The organism is Actinoallomurus oryzae, from assembly GCF_039541955.1.
Classification (GTDB): Bacteria; Actinomycetota; Actinomycetes; order Streptosporangiales; family Streptosporangiaceae; genus Actinoallomurus; species Actinoallomurus oryzae.
The window spans coordinates 34,298-51,524 of sequence record NZ_BAABHF010000054.1; the positions used below are offsets into that span (position 1 = coordinate 34,298).

At 71.6% G+C, this 17,227-nt stretch carries 17 protein-coding genes; 7 read left to right on the forward strand and 10 right to left on the reverse strand.

Annotated elements, in window-relative coordinates; genetic code table 11:
* Positions 1–46: 46 nt before the first annotated feature.
* Both ABEA10_RS42925 and ABEA10_RS42930 read left to right on the forward strand, forming a co-directional pair.
* A complete protein-coding gene (locus ABEA10_RS42925) occupies positions 47–1,900 on the forward strand; it encodes an alpha-L-fucosidase (RefSeq protein ID WP_345474144.1) in 1,854 nt (617 codons plus the stop codon).
* 86 nt (positions 1,901–1,986) lie between these two features.
* Positions 1,987–3,633 carry a beta-N-acetylhexosaminidase gene (locus ABEA10_RS42930; protein WP_345474146.1) on the forward strand — a complete coding sequence of 549 codons (1,647 nt, stop codon included), beginning with the start codon at positions 1,987–1,989 and terminating at the stop codon, positions 3,631–3,633.
* Positions 3,634–3,745: 112 nt separating this feature from the next.
* Here ABEA10_RS42930 and ABEA10_RS42935 read toward each other — a convergent pair whose 3' ends face one another.
* From ABEA10_RS42935 to ABEA10_RS42945, 3 genes are read right to left on the reverse strand one after another with little or no spacing between them, the layout of a single operon-like run.
* Complete coding sequence (locus tag ABEA10_RS42935) at positions 3,746–4,309, reverse strand: dihydrofolate reductase family protein (protein ID WP_345474148.1); 564 nt, start codon at positions 4,307–4,309, stop codon at positions 3,746–3,748.
* Between the two features lie 14 nt (positions 4,310–4,323).
* Positions 4,324–5,142 carry an alpha/beta fold hydrolase gene (locus ABEA10_RS42940; protein WP_345474150.1) on the reverse strand — a complete coding sequence of 273 codons (819 nt, stop codon included), beginning with the start codon at positions 5,140–5,142 and terminating at the stop codon, positions 4,324–4,326.
* Positions 5,143–5,200: 58 nt separating this feature from the next.
* On the reverse strand, positions 5,201–5,923 hold the full coding sequence (locus tag ABEA10_RS42945; RefSeq protein ID WP_345474152.1) for a helix-turn-helix domain-containing protein: 723 nt from the start codon (positions 5,921–5,923) through the stop codon (positions 5,201–5,203).
* A 141-nt stretch (positions 5,924–6,064) separates the two neighbouring features.
* Between ABEA10_RS42945 and ABEA10_RS42950 the strand changes: the two genes are divergently transcribed.
* Entirely contained in the window at positions 6,065–6,706 is a 642-nt protein-coding gene (locus ABEA10_RS42950) for a LysE family translocator (RefSeq protein WP_345474154.1), read from the forward strand.
* 305 nt (positions 6,707–7,011) lie between these two features.
* On the opposite strand, the gene ABEA10_RS42955 is transcribed toward ABEA10_RS42950, so the two are convergent.
* The 3 genes from ABEA10_RS42955 to ABEA10_RS42965 all read right to left on the reverse strand — a co-directional run bounded on the left by ABEA10_RS42955 (position 7,012) and on the right by ABEA10_RS42965 (position 8,858).
* Positions 7,012–7,449, reverse strand: coding sequence for an HNH endonuclease (locus ABEA10_RS42955; protein WP_345474156.1), 438 nt, complete (start codon positions 7,447–7,449; stop codon positions 7,012–7,014).
* Positions 7,450–7,524: 75 nt separating this feature from the next.
* Complete coding sequence (locus ABEA10_RS42960) at positions 7,525–7,704, reverse strand: hypothetical protein (RefSeq protein WP_345474158.1); 180 nt, start codon at positions 7,702–7,704, stop codon at positions 7,525–7,527.
* Between the two features lie 209 nt (positions 7,705–7,913).
* Positions 7,914–8,858 (reverse strand): LLM class F420-dependent oxidoreductase, encoded by a 945-nt coding sequence (locus ABEA10_RS42965; protein WP_345474160.1) that lies wholly within the window; start codon positions 8,856–8,858, stop codon positions 7,914–7,916.
* A 137-nt stretch (positions 8,859–8,995) separates the two neighbouring features.
* On the opposite strand from ABEA10_RS42965, the gene murA reads away from it, so the two are divergent.
* A complete protein-coding gene (gene murA / locus ABEA10_RS42970; protein WP_345474162.1) occupies positions 8,996–10,303 on the forward strand; it encodes a UDP-N-acetylglucosamine 1-carboxyvinyltransferase in 1,308 nt (435 codons plus the stop codon).
* A 97-nt stretch (positions 10,304–10,400) separates the two neighbouring features.
* Here murA and ABEA10_RS42975 read toward each other — a convergent pair whose 3' ends face one another.
* The 4 genes from ABEA10_RS42975 to ABEA10_RS42990 all read right to left on the reverse strand — a co-directional run bounded on the left by ABEA10_RS42975 (position 10,401) and on the right by ABEA10_RS42990 (position 14,242).
* Positions 10,401–11,903, reverse strand: a complete 1,503-nt coding sequence (locus ABEA10_RS42975) for a glycosyltransferase family 2 protein (protein ID WP_345474164.1) — start codon at positions 11,901–11,903, stop codon at positions 10,401–10,403.
* Positions 11,900–12,274 (reverse strand): NUDIX hydrolase, encoded by a 375-nt coding sequence (locus ABEA10_RS42980; RefSeq protein ID WP_425551035.1) that lies wholly within the window; start codon positions 12,272–12,274, stop codon positions 11,900–11,902. Before ABEA10_RS42980 ends, ABEA10_RS42975 begins: the two co-directional genes overlap by 4 nt.
* Positions 12,275–12,359: 85 nt before the next feature.
* The gene (locus ABEA10_RS42985; protein WP_345474168.1) at positions 12,360–13,514 is read right to left on the reverse strand and encodes a L,D-transpeptidase; all 1,155 of its coding nucleotides are present in this window, start codon (positions 13,512–13,514) and stop codon (positions 12,360–12,362) included.
* A 95-nt stretch (positions 13,515–13,609) separates the two neighbouring features.
* Positions 13,610–14,242: a VC0807 family protein gene (locus tag ABEA10_RS42990; protein WP_345474170.1), complete on the reverse strand. Its 633-nt coding sequence runs from the start codon at positions 14,240–14,242 to the stop codon at positions 13,610–13,612.
* A 182-nt stretch (positions 14,243–14,424) separates the two neighbouring features.
* On the opposite strand from ABEA10_RS42990, the gene ABEA10_RS42995 reads away from it, so the two are divergent.
* The 3 genes from ABEA10_RS42995 to ABEA10_RS43005 all read left to right on the forward strand — a co-directional run bounded on the left by ABEA10_RS42995 (position 14,425) and on the right by ABEA10_RS43005 (position 17,213).
* Complete coding sequence (locus ABEA10_RS42995; protein ID WP_345474172.1) at positions 14,425–15,204, forward strand: DUF2786 domain-containing protein; 780 nt, start codon at positions 14,425–14,427, stop codon at positions 15,202–15,204.
* A 131-nt stretch (positions 15,205–15,335) separates the two neighbouring features.
* Positions 15,336–15,608, forward strand: a complete 273-nt coding sequence (locus tag ABEA10_RS43000; protein ID WP_345474174.1) for a DUF1876 domain-containing protein — start codon at positions 15,336–15,338, stop codon at positions 15,606–15,608.
* Between the two features lie 234 nt (positions 15,609–15,842).
* Positions 15,843–17,213: an FAD-binding oxidoreductase gene (locus tag ABEA10_RS43005; protein WP_345474176.1), complete on the forward strand. Its 1,371-nt coding sequence runs from the start codon at positions 15,843–15,845 to the stop codon at positions 17,211–17,213.
* Positions 17,214–17,227: the final 14 nt, after the last annotated feature.

A 17,227-nucleotide genomic window follows, 5' to 3' on the forward strand; every position in this document is an offset into this window, starting at 1 on the left:
GCTACTGGAGTGCGAGGGAATGACGAACACCAGAAGGACTCACGCCATGGCGCCGATGCTCGCCGTCGCGCTCGCGGTGCCCGCGTTCATCACGGCACCCGCTCAGGCCGCCGAGTCCCGTTGCACCGGCCCGATACGGCCGTCCTCTGTCATGCCGATCGACTCCTGTGACGATGCGACGCGGATCGTCGACAAGGCCGCGAACATCGTTCCGCGGCCGGGGCAGGTCGCCTGGCAGCGCAATGAGATCGCCGCCTTCACCCACTTCGGCATGGACACGTTCACGAATCGCGAGTGGGGCTCGGGCGCCGAGAACGAGACCACCTTCGATCCGCCCCGGGCCGACGTCGACCAATGGATGCGCGCCTACAAGTCGGCCGGCGCGAAGGAGGTCATGCTCACCATCAAGCATCATGACGGATTCGTGCTCTATCCGACCCGCTACAGCGATCACTCCGTCATCGCGAGCCCGTGGTGGGTGCGCACGGACGGCTGCCCGGACGCCGGCGCCGTCAGCGCCGCCCGTGCCCGTGCCACCGCCGAACGCGATACCGACGCGTCGGCGTTCTGGCAGGTCCGGCGCGCGGGATGCGAGAACCCGGGCGGCGATCTGCTCGGCGGCTACATCCGCGCCGCACGCGCCGCCGGGCTGAAGGTGGGCGTCTACCTCTCCCCCGCCGACGGCGCGGAACTGCCGCACGCCTGGCACGCCGACTGGGTCCAGAAGATCATCGCCAAGCACGACGCGGGACAGCCCCTGAGCATCGAGGAACAGGCGACCTACGACGACCGCGACCGCGCCCCGGGCGGCATGGGACGGTACGGCGACGGCAGCACCGTCGAACGGCGCACGATCCCGACGCTCGTCGGGAACGACGACCGGGCGAAGGCCGTCTCCACCGGGCGACTGCCGTCATTCACGGTGACCACCGACGACTACAACGCCTATTACCTGAACCAGCTTTATGAGGTGTTCACCCAGTACGGGCACATCGACGAATTCTGGCTCGACGGAGCCAATCCCTGGTCCGGCGCGGGAATCAGTGAGAACTACGATTTCACCGCGTGGTTCAAGCTGATCCATGCGCTTTCCCCGTCGACCGTCGTCTTCGGTGGCCCGCAGGGTATCCGCTGGGTCGGCAACGAAAGCGGCGTCGCCCGCGAGAGCGAGTGGAGTGTCACGCCCGACACCGCGGATCCCCTGAGTTATCACAACGAATGGCTCCTCCCGGACGGCCCGGAGGCCGCCGACATCGGGTCGCGCGCCAGGCTTCTCGACCCGCGGGTCCGCTACCTCCAGTGGGATCCGGCCGAGGCCGACGTCTCGCTGCGGCCCGGCTGGTTCTTCCACCCAGGCCAGCGGCCCAAGACACCGCAGCAGCTCGTGAACCTCTATCAGTCGTCGGTCGGGCGCAACGCCGTCCTGCTGCTGAACGTTCCCCCGGGCCCCGACGGCCGGATCGCCGACGGCGACCTGGCCTCGCTCGCCTCCTTCGGCGACGCCGTCGATGAGACCTACGCCCGGAACCTGCTCGCCGGAGCGCGTCCCTCCGGGCTCGCCCACGCCCTGACCGACGCTCGCCTGGCCACGTCCTGGTCACCACCGCGGGGCGCCTCGACCGGAGCCTTCACCCTGGACCTGGGCCGGGCCCGTACGTTCGACCAGATCAGGCTCGGCGAGGACATCACCCGGGGCCAGCACGTCGAGCAGTTCGCGATCGACGCGTGGAACGGCTCGGCGTGGCAGCGGCTCACCGCCGCGACCACCATCGGCTACAGCCGCATCCTCATCCTCCCGGCCCCGGTCACCACGAGCCGCATCCGCGTCCGCGTCGAACAGTCGCGGGCGGTCCCGTACCTGACCTCCCTCGGTCTTCACCTCACTGCGCCGCCGCGCTGAGGCCACGGCCCGTCCGGGCATCGACGGACTTCGTCTTGTCACCCGCCGAAGAAAGGCATGACATGTTGACAGGTAGCAAGAGAGCGGTGCGGTGGAGGTTCACCGGCCGCCGGCCCGCCCGTCCCGGTACGCGGATCGCGGCCGCGGGGATCCTCGCCGGCTCGGTCGTCGCGGGTCTCGCCGCGGCCCCGTCCGCGCAGGCCGATTCCGCGACGCCCGTGCCGCGGATCGTCCCGGCGCCGGTGTCGATGAACACGGTCCCCGGGCAGTCGTTCACGCTGACCCGGCACACCAAGATCGCCGTCGGGTCGCGGTCGGCCGGCGTCGCCGGGGTGGCGGCGTTCCTGGCCGGGCTGGCGCGTCCCTCGACGGGGTACCCGCTGCCCGTGGTCCGCGCGGGCGCCGGCGTCCACGACGCCATCTCGCTGCGGCTGGCCGCCCTGCCGCGGCTCGGCACCGAGGGATACCGGCTGACGGTGTCCCGCGGCGGCGTCCGGCTGGAGGCGCCGACGGCGGCCGGGCTGTTCCACGGCGTGCAGACCCTGCGCCAGCTGCTGCCGGCCAAGGTGGAGAGTCACAGCGCGCAGCGGGGGCCGTGGACCGTCCCCGGCGTCGCGATCAGCGACTACCCCCGGTTCTCCTGGCGCGGTGCGATGCTCGACGTCGCGCGGCACTTCTTCACCGTCGATGAGGCGAAGCGGTACATCGACGAGATCTCGATGTACAAGATCAACGTCCTGCACCTGCACCTCAGCGACGACCAGGGCTGGCGTATCGCGATCAAGTCGTGGCCGCGGCTCGCGACGTACGGCGGCAGCACGGAGGTCGGCGGCGGCGCGGGCGGCTACTACACCCAGAAGCAGTACACCGACATCGTGCGGTACGCGACGCAGCACTTCATCACCATCGTGCCGGAGATCGACAGCCCCAGCCACACCAACGCGGCCCTCGCCTCGTACGCCGACCTGAACTGCGACGGCAAGGCGCCGCCCCTCTACACCGGCACGAGCGTGGGCTTCAGCTCGGTGTGCGTGGACAAGGACATCACCTACAAGTTCTTCGACGACGTGATCGGCGAACTCGCGAAGCTGACGCCCGGCTCGTACGTACACGTCGGCGGCGACGAGGCGCACAGCACACCGCTCACGGACTACGTGAAGTTCCTCGACCGGCTCCAGCCGATCGTGCACGCCCACGGCAAGAACATGATCGGCTGGAACGAGATCGCCCAGGCGGACGTGCAGGGCAGCCCGGCCACGCTGGCCCAGAACTGGAGCGTCCTCGACGGCAACACACCGGCCGACGACCCGCTGGCCACCGCGGCCGTGCAGAAGGGCGTCCAGCTGATCACCTCGCCGGCGAACCATGCGTACCTGGACATGCAGTACGACGCGAACTCCCCGTACGGCCTGCACTGGGCCGGGTACGTCAGCGTGCAGAAGTCCTACCAGTGGGACCCGGCGACGCTGTTCAACGGCGTCACCGAACAGAACATCCGAGGCGTCGAGGCGCCGATCTGGAGCGAGACCCTCACCAACATCCATGAGGTCGAGTACATGGCCTTCCCCCGCCTCCCCGGCATCGCCGAGATCGGCTGGTCGCCGCGCGCGGGCCGTTCGTGGGATGAGTACCGGACCCGCCTCGCCGCCCAGGGACCGCGCTGGACGGTCATGGGCATCAACTTCTACCGTTCCCCGGAGATCTCCTGGGACGGGCAGAGCGCAACGGGGTGACCAGGGCGGCAGCGCCGGCCGTTCCCGCCCCGGGGACGGCCGGCGCTGCCGCGCCTCACGGTGGTCGATCGAAGGCCGTCAAGGCGGAGGACGCGAATACCGGAACGGACGGTCACCGTGCTCGCTGAAGAATCATGATGAGTACGCCGTCGCCGACCGTCATCGACCCGGTCGGCTTCCACTCCGACTTGGCCGAGGTCTCCCCGAACAGACGCCGCCCGGTGCCGAGGAGAACCGGGAACGTCATGAGGTGAAGCTCGTCGACGAGATCGTGCTCGATCAGTCCCTGCACGAGCTGGATGCTGCCGGCGACGGAGATGTCGCCGTCCACCTCGTCCTTGAGCCTGGTCACCTCCTCGCCCAGGCCACCGGAGAGCACTCGCGTGTCGTTCCACTCCGGGTGGGTGAGCGTGCTCGAGACGACGTACTTCGGCATACCGTTGTACTTGTCGGCGAGTTCGCCCTCGTACCGCGGCCAGGCCGCGGCGAATCCCTCGTAGGTCCGGCGGCCGAGGAGCAACGCCTCGGCGCCGAGCGCCTCGTCGAGTTTGAATCGCTCGCCCTCCTCGCCGCGGTCGAAATCAAAGCTCCAGTTCGCGTACTTGAAGTCCTCTCCGCCGGGCGCCTGCGCGACGCCGTCGAGCGAGATGAACTCGGTGACCACGATCCTTCCCATGCTCGCGCCCTCCTTCAGTGGGCGTGGGCGAAGTCGCGCAAGGCGGCGGCGAGCACGCCGGCGGGGGCGCTGTGCTGCTCGCCCTCGACGGCCCGCAGGGTCGCGGCCGGCAGCAGCCCGGCGAGCGCCTGGGCGCCCGCAACGATGAACGGGTACGTCCCGGTGCCGTGCATCACGAGCGTGGGCGTGGTGACGGCGGCCCAGCGATCACGGGGCAGCGGAGCGCCCGACATCGTGGTTCCCATGATCCGGCCGTCGTAGGCGATCGTCGGCGCGACGGCCTCCAGGATCGGCCAGAAATCGCCCTGCCGCATGCCGCCGACGGCCTCGGCGGGCATGCCGACCGCAGCGGTCATGAACAGTTCCACGGCGTCCCCGGGGCGACCGTCCGCGACGGCGGCGTCGAGGCGCTCCACATAGTCCGCGGGCAGCGGCGGGCGGCTGTCGTCGACGACGAACGGCGGCTCGAACAGCGCGAGCCGCTTGATCGGCAGACCGGCCGCGGCGGCGTCGAGCGCGAGCACCGCGCCGGACGACCAGCCGAACACGGTCGCCGGCGCGCCCGCCACCTCGATGAGCGCGGCGAGATCCTCGATCTCGCGCTCCACGGCGTACGGCGCGGTGTCGGTGCTCTCGCCGCGTCCGCGACGGTCGTAGGCGAAGGTCCGGAACTCCCCGCTCAACAGCCGGCCGACCTCCTCGTTCGTCGGATTGATGGCGGGATGGCCGGTCGCGCCGTCGATGATGACGAGCGGCTCGCCCTCGCCCCACGCGGTGAACGCGATCACGGTTCCGTCGGCGGACACGGCGGCCGCGCTGACGTTCTCGGTCATCTGGATTGCCCTTCCTGATGGCGATGTGCGGGACTTCTCCCGCAGCGACGCAGTCAGGCTAGGAATCGGCGTCGGCGCCGGTCTTGTACAGAAGCGACAGGGGCTGCCCGGCCGCGTCCTGCCGGCGCAGCCCGGTCGCGGTGCGTCCGATGAAGCGCTTCAGCGAGCGGGCGAGGTGCGGCTGGTCGTAGTAGCCGAGCCGGTTGACGACATCAAGCGGTGCGACGCCCTCGCCGAGCAGGATCGCGGCCCGCCGGGCGCGTTCGATCTGCCGGATGGCACCCGGCGTGAGCCCGGTCGCCGCCGCGACGCGGCGTTGCACCGACCTCGTCCCGACTTCCGGCATCCCGCCGGCCACGACGTCGTCGACGAGCGGGTCACGTACGACGACGCCCTCCCGCACGAGCCGGCCGACGAACTGCTCCGCGCTCTCGAAGCGGGGGACGAGCCACTCGTCACCGCCCAACACGAACCTCGTCGCGGTCGCGTGCGGGCTCTCCCAGGCCGAGTCGACGAGGCGTGCCGGAGGCAGGTGCGGCATCGAGGTGCCGTGCGCGAACGTGATGCCGAAGGACTCCGACCCGTCGGGCACGTCAACGCTCGAGGCCGTGGTCTCCGGACCCCGTACGGCGGCGTGCACGCGGCCTTCGTGCTCCCAGAACACCAACTCCCAGTTCGACGTCGCGATCGAGGTCATTCGCGCGACCCCGGACGCGCGGCTCCGCCACACGCGGTGGACGTACTTCGAGTCCGACGGCCGGTCCTCGTTCTCCAGCGGCATAACGTTTCCCCGATGACGTGTGGCGGCCAGTCTCGCACCGGCCCTCCGGCGGATGCCATCCGGGTGCGGGGCGTCGAAGCCCGCCCCGGTGTCGTACGTAAAGGGGCGGATGCCGTGGTGACATGTCGCTAACATGACGCAGTGCCCGATCTGCTCCTGCCATTCCTCGGCGTCGTCGCGGTCCTCACCGTCACGCCCGGTCCCGACATGTTGCTGGTGATCCGCAATGGGCTCAGCGCGGGAGTGCGCGGCGCCTGGTTCACCGGTCTGGGCTGCTGTCTGGGCATCGCGACCCACGCGACCGCCGCGGTCCTCGGGCTCTCGGCGATCCTGGCCGCCTCGGCGACCGCGTACTCGGCGGTCAAGCTCGCCGGCGCCGCCTATCTCGCCTACCTCGCCGTCCGGCTGCTGATCTCGGCCATCATGTCGGGCGACGCGCCGACGGATGAACTGCCCACGGAGCCGCGCGTACGGCCCACGGGCCGGCCCGGCGCGGCGTTCCGGCAGGGGCTGGTGACGAACCTCCTCAACCCCAAGATCGCGCTGCTCTTCCTCACCCTGCTCCCCCAGTTCGTCGCCGACGGCGAGCCGCGCCTGCGCACCACCGCCACGCTCGCGGTGATCTTCCTTGGCATCGCCGTGCTGTGGTGGCGGACGTTCTCCCTGGCCATCGGCCCGATCTCCCGGCTGCTGAACGGTCGCCGCTCACGCCGGACGCTCGACGGGGTGGCCGGCTGCGCCCTGCTCGCGATCAGTGCCCGCGTGGCGTTCGAGCACGGCTGACGGACCGCCTCGCGAGCCGCCGCCGCGCCGGTTGACCCGCCGGGGCCTCCGCGTCTGACCCTGAGGTCAGCGATCGGTAAGCGCGCCGTCCTAGTGTTCGAGGACGTAGAGCACGACGAACGCCGGAGGTCTCATGGGCAGCACCCGGACCTGCCGCGGTTCCGTGCGGATCACCTGACCGAGCACGGCAGGTGGCCGACGGGGATCACCGCGTCGATCCTTACCGTCGCATGAGAGGGAGACACCTCCCTCTCATGCGACCTCGTCATCTCCGCGGGACCGCCCGGGGCTCCCCGGGCGGCCGCTCAGCCGACCAGTTCGTTCCAGCGGGGCACCCTCGGCACGACCAGGAGCCGCATCCCCGCCTCGGCCGGCGTACGGTCCCGCTTGCGCGTATTGCAAGGCCCGCACGCGAGGACGGTGTTCTCCCAGTTCGTCGCGCCACCGCGCGAACGCGGCACTATGTGGTCGACCGTGTCGGCCCGTGCGTCGCAGTAGCCGCAGCGTCCGCCGTCGCGGCGCCGCAGGCCGTGCTTGGTCCACGCCGGGCCCCGGCCGTACCTCCAGCGCATCGCGACGTAGCGGACCAGGCGCAGCACCCGCGGCAGCGGGAAGTGCCCGATGCGCCGGCCCTCCACGGCCTCTTCGACGACCGCGACACCGCGCACCAGCATGCGTACGGCGTGCCGCACGTCGACCTTGTGCAGCGGCTCGTACGAGGCGTTCAGAACCAGTACGTTCACCGGGCTCCTCATTTCACCGCGAAAAACAAACAACGCCGTCTCCCCATTCCGGAAACGGCGTGACAGCGAGGGCGCCTAACGCCCCCGTCGGCGGCCTTCTTCCGGAATTCGCTCGTGCCGGGTCAGTCGCTCCGGCCCGTCCTCGCCGGATTCGCCGGCGAGGACCGGCTTCGAGGTGAGCAGGCGTGACCGCCACCGGGGCATGGCCGGCGCGTCGCCCGGGGTGTCCGGCGCGTCGTCGATGTACTGCGACACGGTGCCCTCCTTTCCACCGTCCGGATTCCCGAACAGCATGAATCACCCGCACAAGTACGGGCAACGCCTTTTCCGTAAAAGGGGGTCGCCTAAAAGGCGAACGGCCGGTGCCGTACGGCACCGGCCGTTCATCTCCCGCGCGACGTGCCGGCGGGACCGGGCGCGTCCCCGCCCGGCCGTCCCCGGGAGCGAGATGTCCGAGAGGCGGCTCAGAGTTTCCGTAGCGCGCTCAGCGTGCGCTCACCGCCCGGGTCGCCGCCGGTGACCGGGACCACCGCCACCTCGTCGACGCCCGCGTCGGCGTAGGCCGCCAGCCGCGAGCGTACGGCGGTGGTGTCGCCCGCCAGCCCGATCGTGCCGGCGAGCTCCAGCGGCAGGGCGGTGAGCAGGTCGCGCGGCGCGGTGCCGGCCCGCGCGAGCTCCACCGCGTCGGAGAACCCGGCCGCGGCGAGGTTGGCGGAGTAGCCGGGGGCGCTCAGGTACGGCACCAGGCCCCAGATCAGCTGGGCGTAGGACTCCGGCGCCGGGTCGACCGCCGCGGGCATCCAGGCGGCCAGCCGCGGCGTCGGGCGGCCCGCCTTCCTGGCCGCGGCCTCCAGCTTCTCCTTCAGCTCCGCGGCCTGCTGCGGCGTGACGAGGTTGACCACCATCCGGTCGGCGTGCGCGGCGGCGGTCGCGATCGCACGGTCGCCGAGCGCCGCGACCGTGAGCGGGCCCTCCGGCGGGCTCAGGCGGAGCCGGAAGCCGTTCTCGCCGTTCGCCCGCCCGCCGCCCAGCAGCGTGGCCACCGCGCGTACGCTCTCCTCCAGCGCACCGGCGGCGCCGTCGCGCGAGCGGCCGTGCCAGTCTTCCACGAGGGTGGGGTTGGAGGTGCCCAGCGCCACGCCGACCCGCCGCCGGGTGAGAGCGGTCACCGACGCCGCGCCCATCGCGATCATGGCCGGGTCCCGTACGGCCACCGGCACCGGGCCGACGGTCAGCGCGATCGTGTCGGTGGCCAGGCCGACCGCCGTCGCCAGCGCGAAGGCGTCCCAGGTGCCCGTCTCACCGATCCAGAGTTCACCGAACCCCAGCCGGTCGGCGAGCACGGCGGTGTGCAGCGCCTCCTCCGGGGGGCGATCGAGCCACATTCCGACAACGGCGCTGATGTCCATGCGCCCATCGAAGCAGAAGCGGGCCGGAGGTCGCGCCGGATGTAAGATGCGTCTGGTTCATGCCGGTTTGCCGCAACCCGCCGGTTTTGATGGCATCGCGGGTACCGCCGCTCATCGTCGCGTTTAGAGTGGTCGGCGTGGCTGAAGAGGTGTGGAAGGTAGAACCGTCAGGTCCGCTGCGTGGCGACATCCACGTGCGGGGCTCGAAGAACGCCGTCACGAAACACATGGTCGCGGCCATGCTGGGTGAGGGCGAGAGCACGATCCGCAACGCGCCGGAGGTCGGTGACGTCGAGATCACCGGGGCGATGCTCCAGGCGCTCGGGCACGCCGTCACGCGTGAGGGGTCGCAGATCCGGATCGCGCCGGGCCCGGTGGCCGAGCCCCGGGTGCCGGAGGCCTTCACCGGTCTCAACCGGATCCCGATCCTGATGGTGGGGCCGCTGCTGCACCTGACCGGCGAGGCGTTCGTGCCGCTCGTGGGCGGCGACCCGATCGGCCGGCGGCCGGTCGACTTCCACGTCGAGGCGCTGCGGGCCATGGGCGCCGAGGTCCAGGTCGGCGAGACCGGCATCGCCGCACGCGCCTCCCGGCTGCACGGCGCCCGCATCGACCTGCCCTACCCCAGCGTCGGCGCCACCGAGACCGTGCTGATGTCGGCCGTGCTCGCCGAGGGCAAGACGGTGCTGCGCGGTGCCGCCATGGAGCCCGAGGTCGTGGAGCTGGCGCTGTTCCTGCAGCGCATGGGCGCCCAGATCGAACTGAGCCCGGACCGCCGCATCGTCATCGAGGGCGTGCGCAGGCTCAAGGGCGCCTCGACGCGCCTCGCCGGCGACCGGCTCGAGGCGTTCTCCTACCTGGTGGCGGGCCTGATCACCGGTGGCGAGGTCCGGGTGCACGGCTGCTCGCAGGACCGCCTGGTCACCGCCATCACCACGCTCGCCCGGATGGGCGCCCGCTTCGAGATCACCGACGAGTGGATCACCGCGTCGGCCCCCGACGGCCTGCGCCCGGCGGCGGTCCACACCGACACTCACCCGGGCTACATGACCGACTGGCAGCAGCCGCTGATGGTGCTGTTCACCCAGGCGGAGGGCATGTCGGTGCTGCACGAGACGGTGTTCGAGAACCGCCTGGTGTACGTCCCGGCGCTGAAGAAGATGGGCTGCGAGATCGAGGTCTTCAACGCCTGCCTCGGTGGCCCGGCCTGCCGGTTCCACGACAGCAACTCGGTGCACTCCGCCGTGGTCCGCGGCGTCTCCAAGCTGCGAGGCGCGGACGTGACGATGCCGGACGTCCGCGCCGGCTTCTCCGCGGTCCTGGCCGCCGCGGCGGCCGACGGCCCGTCCACCCTGCGCGGGGTCCACCACATCGAACGCGGCTACCACCACCCCGCCGAGCAGTTCGCCTCTCTGGGCCTGACGCTCACCCGCGAAAAGGCCTGACCGGCCCACGCCGGTCCGTACCAGGGGACACTCCCCGGACGAACGACGGCACGCAGAACGCCTGGAGCCCCCGCCCACGAGGGCTCCAGGCGGTCTCTCAGGGGCGAGTGCGGCGGCCTCCCAGCCGGACCCCCGGTAGCCACCGCGCCGCACGCCGGAGCGGGCTCTTCGGCGACGCCTTGGCGGGGTGCACGCGGACGCTGAGGTTGCCGTTGACCGTCCGGTACGGCTCGAGCCGTCCGCGGGCGGGCACGTGCTCGGCGTACCCGCGCAGGCGCCGTTCGTACGTCCAGCCGCCCCCGTCGATCCGCGCGACGAGGTCCCACACGTCGTCCGGCAGCCACGGCAGCGCCCGCGTGTCGATGACGGCCTCGCCGGCCATGGCACCGTCGCTCAGGCGCTCGGCGCTGATCGCGAGCGGCAGGTCGGAGCCGTCGCTCCGCCGGCGGAAGTACAGGTCGAGCCGCCACGGGAGGTCGCCGAGCGTGAGCGCCTCCGGGCTCGCGCCGACCGGCACCGGAGGGTGCCACCGGCCGTCGGAGAACGCCAGCGGTCCGCCGTCGGCGTAGACGAAACGCGCGGTGAAGCGCACGGCGAGCCGGTCGCCGCGCCAGCGCACGGCGTCCAGCGCGGCCTCGAGCCGCATGTCGCGTTCGGCCGCCACGAGGGCGAAGAGCTCGTCGTGACGGTCGGCGCGCAGCAGCTCCGAGCGTACGCGGAAGCGCGTGGGGAGCCACTCGTCGACGCCGGCACCGAACCGCTCGCCGGTCAGCCGCAGCGCCTCGTCGTAGTACGCCCGGCGGTAGTCGGCCGGGGCGTCCAGGAAGCCGTTCTCGCCGAACCGCTTGAGGAGCTTCCCCCGGTACCAGTGGGTGTAGTAACGGTCGCGTACGGGCCCGGGCGGCACGTGTTCGTCGACGATGTCGAGCACCTCGCGCAGCATCGCGTGGTAGTGCGCCGGGTCGGGCAGGGCGCGGGAGTAGCTGCCGGGGCGCTTCACCCAGTGGCAGCAGGGGTAGTCGCCGACCACCGAGATCGTGCCGGCGCGGAAGTAGGCCCGCAGCACGAAACGGTGGTCCTCCAGGCGCACCGGCCCCTCGGGGAACCGGATCCGGTGCCGGACCAGGAACGCGCGGCGGAACAGCTTGTGCGGGGTGAGGATGCCCAGGAGGTTGTCCTCGAGGATGTCGGCGCGGTCGCGGTCGACCCGGAACATCAGCCGTGGCACGCGGCGGCCGTGGCCGACCATCTTGCCGATGACGATGTCGGCGTCGTTCCGCAGCGCCATGGCGTGCATGCGTTCCAGCGCCTCTTCCCCGAGCCAGTCGTCGTCGTCGAGGAAGTAGACGTACTCGCCGCGGGCGGCGTCGATGCCGGCGTTGCGCGGGCCGCCGGGCCCGCCGCTGGGCGGCAGGTGGATGACCCGGACCCGGTCGTGCTCGTCGGCGAGCGCGTCGAGACGCTTCTCGGTGCCGTCGTCCGACCCGTCGTCGACGAAGATCACCTCGTAGTCGTCCATCGTCTGGGCCAGCACCGACTCGGCGCAGCGGGACAGATCCTCACCCGTGTTGTAGACCGGGATGATGACGCTGACCTTCACCGGGTCAGCTCCAGCGCCGCCTGGACGGCCGGGGCGAGCCGGTGACGCTCGTCGGGGCCGACGAACATCCACTCGTCGACCTCGCCCGTCGCGGTGAACTCACCGTGGTACGCGGCGGTGTAGCAGGCCATCCGGACACGCGTGCCCGGCGGCTGGTCGTGCGCCGGCGCCTCGACGACGCCGATGCCGTGGAAGCTGTCACGGTCGAGGTGGACGCCGAGCTCCTCGCGGACCTCGCGGGACAGCGCGGTCCAGTCGTCCTCACCGGGTTCGCGCTTGCCTCCGGGGAGATAGAGCCGGTCACGCGCCCGTGCCCGTACGGCCAGGAGCCGCCCGTCGGAGACATGCACCCAGCCAACAACGTCAAGCACAAGATCCATCCTGCCAGTGGTTCCATCTCGGGCACCGCCCGGTATGGGCGGCGCGGTGAACTCGGTCGATGCGGGTGAACTCGGGTCAGTGCAGTGCGCTGCCCTTCAGCCAGTCGGCCCAGGAGAGCTGCCAGTAGCCGTAGCCGTTGGTCGGCTCGAGTTCGCGGTCCGTGCCGCTGACCTTGACGATGTCGCCGCGGCGGGACAGGTCGTAGAACCACTTGGCGAACGCGGGCGGGGCGTTCACGCATCCGTGACTGACGTTCTCGCGCCCCTGCGATCCGACCGACCAGGGCGCGGAGTGGACGTACTCGCCGCTCGAGGAGATCTGCACGGCCTGGTAGACGGTGAGGCTGTAGTAGTTCGGGTCGCTCTTGTCCGTGACGCCCTCCCAGCCGGACGTCATGGTGACCGGGCTCTGCTTGCCCATGACCGCGTGGATGCCGTTCGTCGTCGTGTACTTGCGCAGGCCGCCCTTGCCCGCGCTGATCGGCGTGGTCTTCACCGTCCTGCCGTTCACCTGGACGGTCATGCGGTGGGTCTTGACGTTCACGTCGCTGATGTGGGAGTCGCCGATCGTGAAGGACCGGGTGTAGTCCTTCGTGCCGTAGGTGTCCTTGGCGCCGCGCACGCCGGCCATGTCGGCGGTCAGACGCACGGTCTGGTGCGGCTGCCAGTACTCCTTGGTGCGGTAGACGGCCTCCTGGCGGCCGAACCAGCGCCACGCGCCTTCGGCCGGCCTGTCGGAGGTGACCCGGAGCGCCCGCTCGACGTCGGCCTGGTTGTAGATGGGCCGGCTGAACTTGACGATGAGCGGCATGCCGACGCCGATCTTCTCGTTCGGCATCGGGGTGATGTCGGCGATGGAGAACGTCTGTTTCGGGGTGAGCGTCTGGAACGCGCTGGTCGCCCTGGTGGTCTTCCCGCCGCCTCTGGCCGTCGCCGTGACGGTGTACCGGGTGGCGGGCTGGAGGGTACGGCTCGACTTCCACTGCCGGTGTGCCGCGTCGAAGGTGCCGGTGATCCGCGTTCCGCCGCCCTGGACGGCGACGTCGCCCAGCCTGCCGGTGGAGGCCGTGACGACGATCGGGAGGTCGGGACGGCTGCCGGACGCGCCGTTCGCCGGGGTGATGGAGACCTTCGCGGCCTGCTCGTGGCCGCCGACGAGACCGCACCCCGCGGTCACCAGGACCACGGCCACGCCCGTCATCATGCCTTTGAGCACCACAGAAACCCTCATATCCTCTGGATTCGCCCGTAATCGTATGAGGCTCGAGTAAAACCGCCTCATATCCAAAGACGCTCGTGGGCTTCGTTTTGTTCGATCTTTAAGCGCTACGAAGCGGCGGCCGTGACGCCGCGCACACAGCGCTTGAACCCCCAGAGGGAGATGACCACCGCGGTCGCGCCGAGGAACGCCACGGCGGGCGTGCGGATCCACAGGTAGGCGACGATCGAGTGCCGGAACAGCAGCCAGGCGCTCAGTGCGGTGTTGAGGGTGAAGACCAGCGACCACAGCAGCGACACGCGCAGGAAGAAGCGATGGACGCGCCGGTGGGCGAGGAAGGCGGCGGGCAGGGGCACCAGGTCGTTCGCGACCTTGGCGGCGAGCGGGCGACGCAGCGGCACCGAGGCCAGGAACGCCATCGCCACGAGCAGGGTGCCGAGCGTGGGCTGGAGGAAGTAGACGACGGCGCTGCCGGTCAGGGCGGCCATCGCGGCCCGCGCGGTCACGCCGAGCGCCGCGAGCAGCAGCGTGCCGGGGACGGGGCGGCGCCGGACCAGCCGCAGGAGAATGCCGCCGTAGACCCAGGCGACCGCGGTGATCAGCGCGCCGCCCAGGCCGAGCAGCACGAGACCGGCGTAGAACACGACCACCGGCGCGATCATCCCTTCGAAGACCCGCGGCAGCGCGTGCAGCGCGAGATGAGGCAGGCGCGGCATCTCGAACCGGTGGGATGCTTCCATGAGAGGTGGGCGGCTTCCTGGATGATCGACGGAGGCAGGGCGGCCGCAACCACGCTACGCGAAGATCTCCGTGCTAATCCCCGAATCCCCCGCATGCGACCTTTAAGGGTGCTTTACCAGGTGTTTTTGTCAGATAACCGTCAACTCGCCCGTACGGGTGCGTGCGGTTACGCTGCGTCGACATGACGATCGACCACGAGGGCAGGGTCCGTGCGCTGCTGGACCGCGCCGAGCATCCGGAGACCCCGGAGGCGGAGGCGCAGGCGTGCGCGGCCAAGGCCGCCGAGCTGATGATGCGGCACGCCATCGACGAGGCGGCGTTGCGGGCCCGGCGGGGCGAGGGCCCGGAGCCGGTCGTCTACTGGGAGCACGTCGTGGGCGGCGGCGACGGTCACGCCCGCGCCCGTGCGGCGGGGCTCACCGCGGTCGTCCGGGCGTACGGCGGCGCGTGCGCGCTGCGCGGCGACGGCGCCTACCGGCGGGACATCGCGCTGCTGGCGGTCGCCACCGAGTCGGCCCGCGACGCTCTGACGCTGCTGCTGCCGTCACTGACCCTCCAGATGGACGGGGCGGGCACACGCGCCGCCGACGCGCACATGAGCGCCTATCCGGAGGAGCTGTTCCGCCGGAAGGCCGACCGTACACGCTGGCGCAACGGCTATCTCAAGGCGTTCCTGGTGGGGTACGGCGACCGGGTGGCCGAACGCATCGACGCGGCCCGGGGTCTGCTGCGCGAGGAGGACCCGGCCGCCGCCGGGTCGGCGGCGCTCGTGCTGGCCCGCGACGACGAGAGAGTGCGCGCGGAGTTCACGGCCCGGTTCCCGGCCCTCGGCCCGGCCCGGCGGCAGCGCGTGCGCGGCGACGGCTTCAGGGCCGGCCGCGACGCGGGCCGCTTCGCCGACCTCGGTTCGGGCGTCGGCGGCGGCCGTCCCGCCCTGGGGCCGCCGCGACCGCCGCGCTGAGCGACCGCCCGGGACGCCGGTCGTCGCTCGCGGGGCCGCCGGGGCCGGTGTGATCTGGGACCTTTGGCCCTGCCCCGCCCGGCGACCAGCGGCGAGTCTCTAGGTAGGAGGCGAATCGTTCCGGAGGAGTCATGAACACCATCGACCGCTGGTCGGTCGACATCTACCTGGATGAAACGGACGGCGAGACGCACGCCGAGGCGCGGCTGGCCACACGGGAGGCCGACGGCATGCGGGGACGCGGCAAGGCGCGGTGCAACCCGGCCGACTGGGACGTTCCCGAGATCGGCGCCGAGCTCGCCGCCGCACGTGCCCTGTCCGACCTGGCGCACCGGCTGCTCGACGCGGCGGCGGCCGACATCGAGGCCGTCACCCACGAGCACGTCACGCTCGCCGACCGGTAGGACGGGCACGGCCGGACGGCGAACCGCGGCCTCGCCGTACGTGATCGGGCCGGCGACGGCCGAGGGGACACCGGCCGGGTCGTCGCCGCGCTCCGGCGGCGGCCCGACCGGCCCACGCCTGACAGAGGTACGGGAAGCAGCCGGCGGACGGCGCAAGACGCCGCAGGCGGCACGGATGAGGCCGCGGCGGTACGGGCGACGCCGCGGCGGCAGTGAGCGGCGAGGGGGCATACCGTGGGCATATCGGCGCGGGACATACGGCAGGTGCTCATCGAGCGGGGCGATCCCGGCTACGACAAGGCACGGGCGAGCATGGCGGCGAACGAATGCGCGTCCTCGCGCCGCCCCGACGTGATCGTCCAGGCCGCCTGCGTCGAGGAGGTGCGCGAGGCCGTCGCACTCGCCCGCGCCCACCGCATGAAGGTCGCCGTACGGGCCGGCGAGCACGGCTGGGGCGGTGCGCCCCTGCGGGACGGCGGCATGCTGATCGACCTGTCCCGCCTGCGGGCATGCAGCGTCGAGAACGGCGCGGCGACCGTACAGCCCGGGGTGAGCTGCCAGGACCTCACGCGTGCCCTCGCGGACCGCGATCACGCCTTTCCCGTGGCACACCGCGGCTCGGTCGCGCTGAGCGGGTTCGTGCTGGGCGGGGGCATCGGGTGGAACTCCCGTGCCTGGGGCCCGGCGTGCGCGAGCGTGGAGGCGATCGAGGCCGTCACGGCGACCGGCGAGATCGTCCGCTGCAGCGATCACGAGAATCCCGGCCTGCTGTGGGCGGCGCGCGGCGGCGGGCCCGGGTTCTTCGCCGCGGTGACCTCCTTCCGTCTCCGGCTGCGGCACCTGCCGCCGGCGATCATGACGACCCGGTACGTCTTCCCTCTCGCCGACATCGAGGACGTCGCGTACTGGACCGATGAGATCACGGCGGCGGTACCGGCGAACGTCGAGCTCAGCGTGGCCCTCACCACGGCCGACGGCGGCGAGGGCGGCCAGGGCGGCCCGCCGCCCAAGGTCGTCGTCGTCACCGCGACGGTCTTCTCCTGCGCCTGGAACGACGCGATCCGGTGCCTGGAGCCGCTGCGCGAGTGCCCGTTCGCCGGGCGGGCGCTGATCCGGCAGGTGGATCAGCCGACGCCGTTCGCGGTGCTGTTCACCGGCGCGGACGCCCTGTGGCCGTGCGGGCGCCGTACCGCCGCGGACTCCCTGTGGCTGAACGGCGGCTTCAGCGGCGTGCTGCCCGGCATCGCCCGCCATGTGGAGTACGCGCCGTCACCGGAGTCGATCGTCGTGGCGGAACCGGCTCCCGGCGGTCCGGCGTACGCGCCCGTGCCGGAGATGGCGTTCTCACCGCTGGGGCGGATCCGCCTGAGCTGCTACGCGACGTGGGAGGACCGGTCGGCCGACGGAGCCAACCTCGCCTGGCTGCGCGAGCTGGCCGCCGCCGCCGAGCCGCAGGCCGCCGGCCGTTATGTCGCGGAGACGGACCTGTCCGCCGAACCGCAGCGCGCCCGGCGCTCCTTCACTCCGTCCGCCTGGGAACGCTTCCAGGATCTGCGGGCGCGCTACGACCCGGACGGCGTCTTCGAGACTTATCCACAGCGCTGAATCAGGGTGGACAT

Bases quoted from the DNA above. Each gene is read 5' to 3' on its own strand.
- ABEA10_RS42925 (WP_345474144.1), top strand. From the start codon at position 47: ATGGCGCCGATGCTCGCCGTCGCGCTCGCGGTGCCCGCGTTCATCACG.
- ABEA10_RS42935 (WP_345474148.1), bottom strand. From the start codon at position 4,309: ATGGGAAGGATCGTGGTCACCGAGTTCATCTCGCTCGACGGCGTCGCG.
- ABEA10_RS42940 (WP_345474150.1), bottom strand. From the start codon at position 5,142: ATGACCGAGAACGTCAGCGCGGCCGCCGTGTCCGCCGACGGAACCGTG.
- ABEA10_RS42945 (WP_345474152.1), bottom strand. From the start codon at position 5,923: ATGCCGCTGGAGAACGAGGACCGGCCGTCGGACTCGAAGTACGTCCAC.
- ABEA10_RS42965 (WP_345474160.1), bottom strand. From the start codon at position 8,858: ATGGACATCAGCGCCGTTGTCGGAATGTGGCTCGATCGCCCCCCGGAG.
- ABEA10_RS42985 (WP_345474168.1), bottom strand. From the start codon at position 13,514: ATGAGGGTTTCTGTGGTGCTCAAAGGCATGATGACGGGCGTGGCCGTG.
- ABEA10_RS42990 (WP_345474170.1), bottom strand. From the start codon at position 14,242: ATGGAAGCATCCCACCGGTTCGAGATGCCGCGCCTGCCTCATCTCGCG.
- ABEA10_RS42995 (WP_345474172.1), top strand. From the start codon at position 14,425: ATGACGATCGACCACGAGGGCAGGGTCCGTGCGCTGCTGGACCGCGCC.
- ABEA10_RS43000 (WP_345474174.1), top strand. From the start codon at position 15,336: ATGAACACCATCGACCGCTGGTCGGTCGACATCTACCTGGATGAAACG.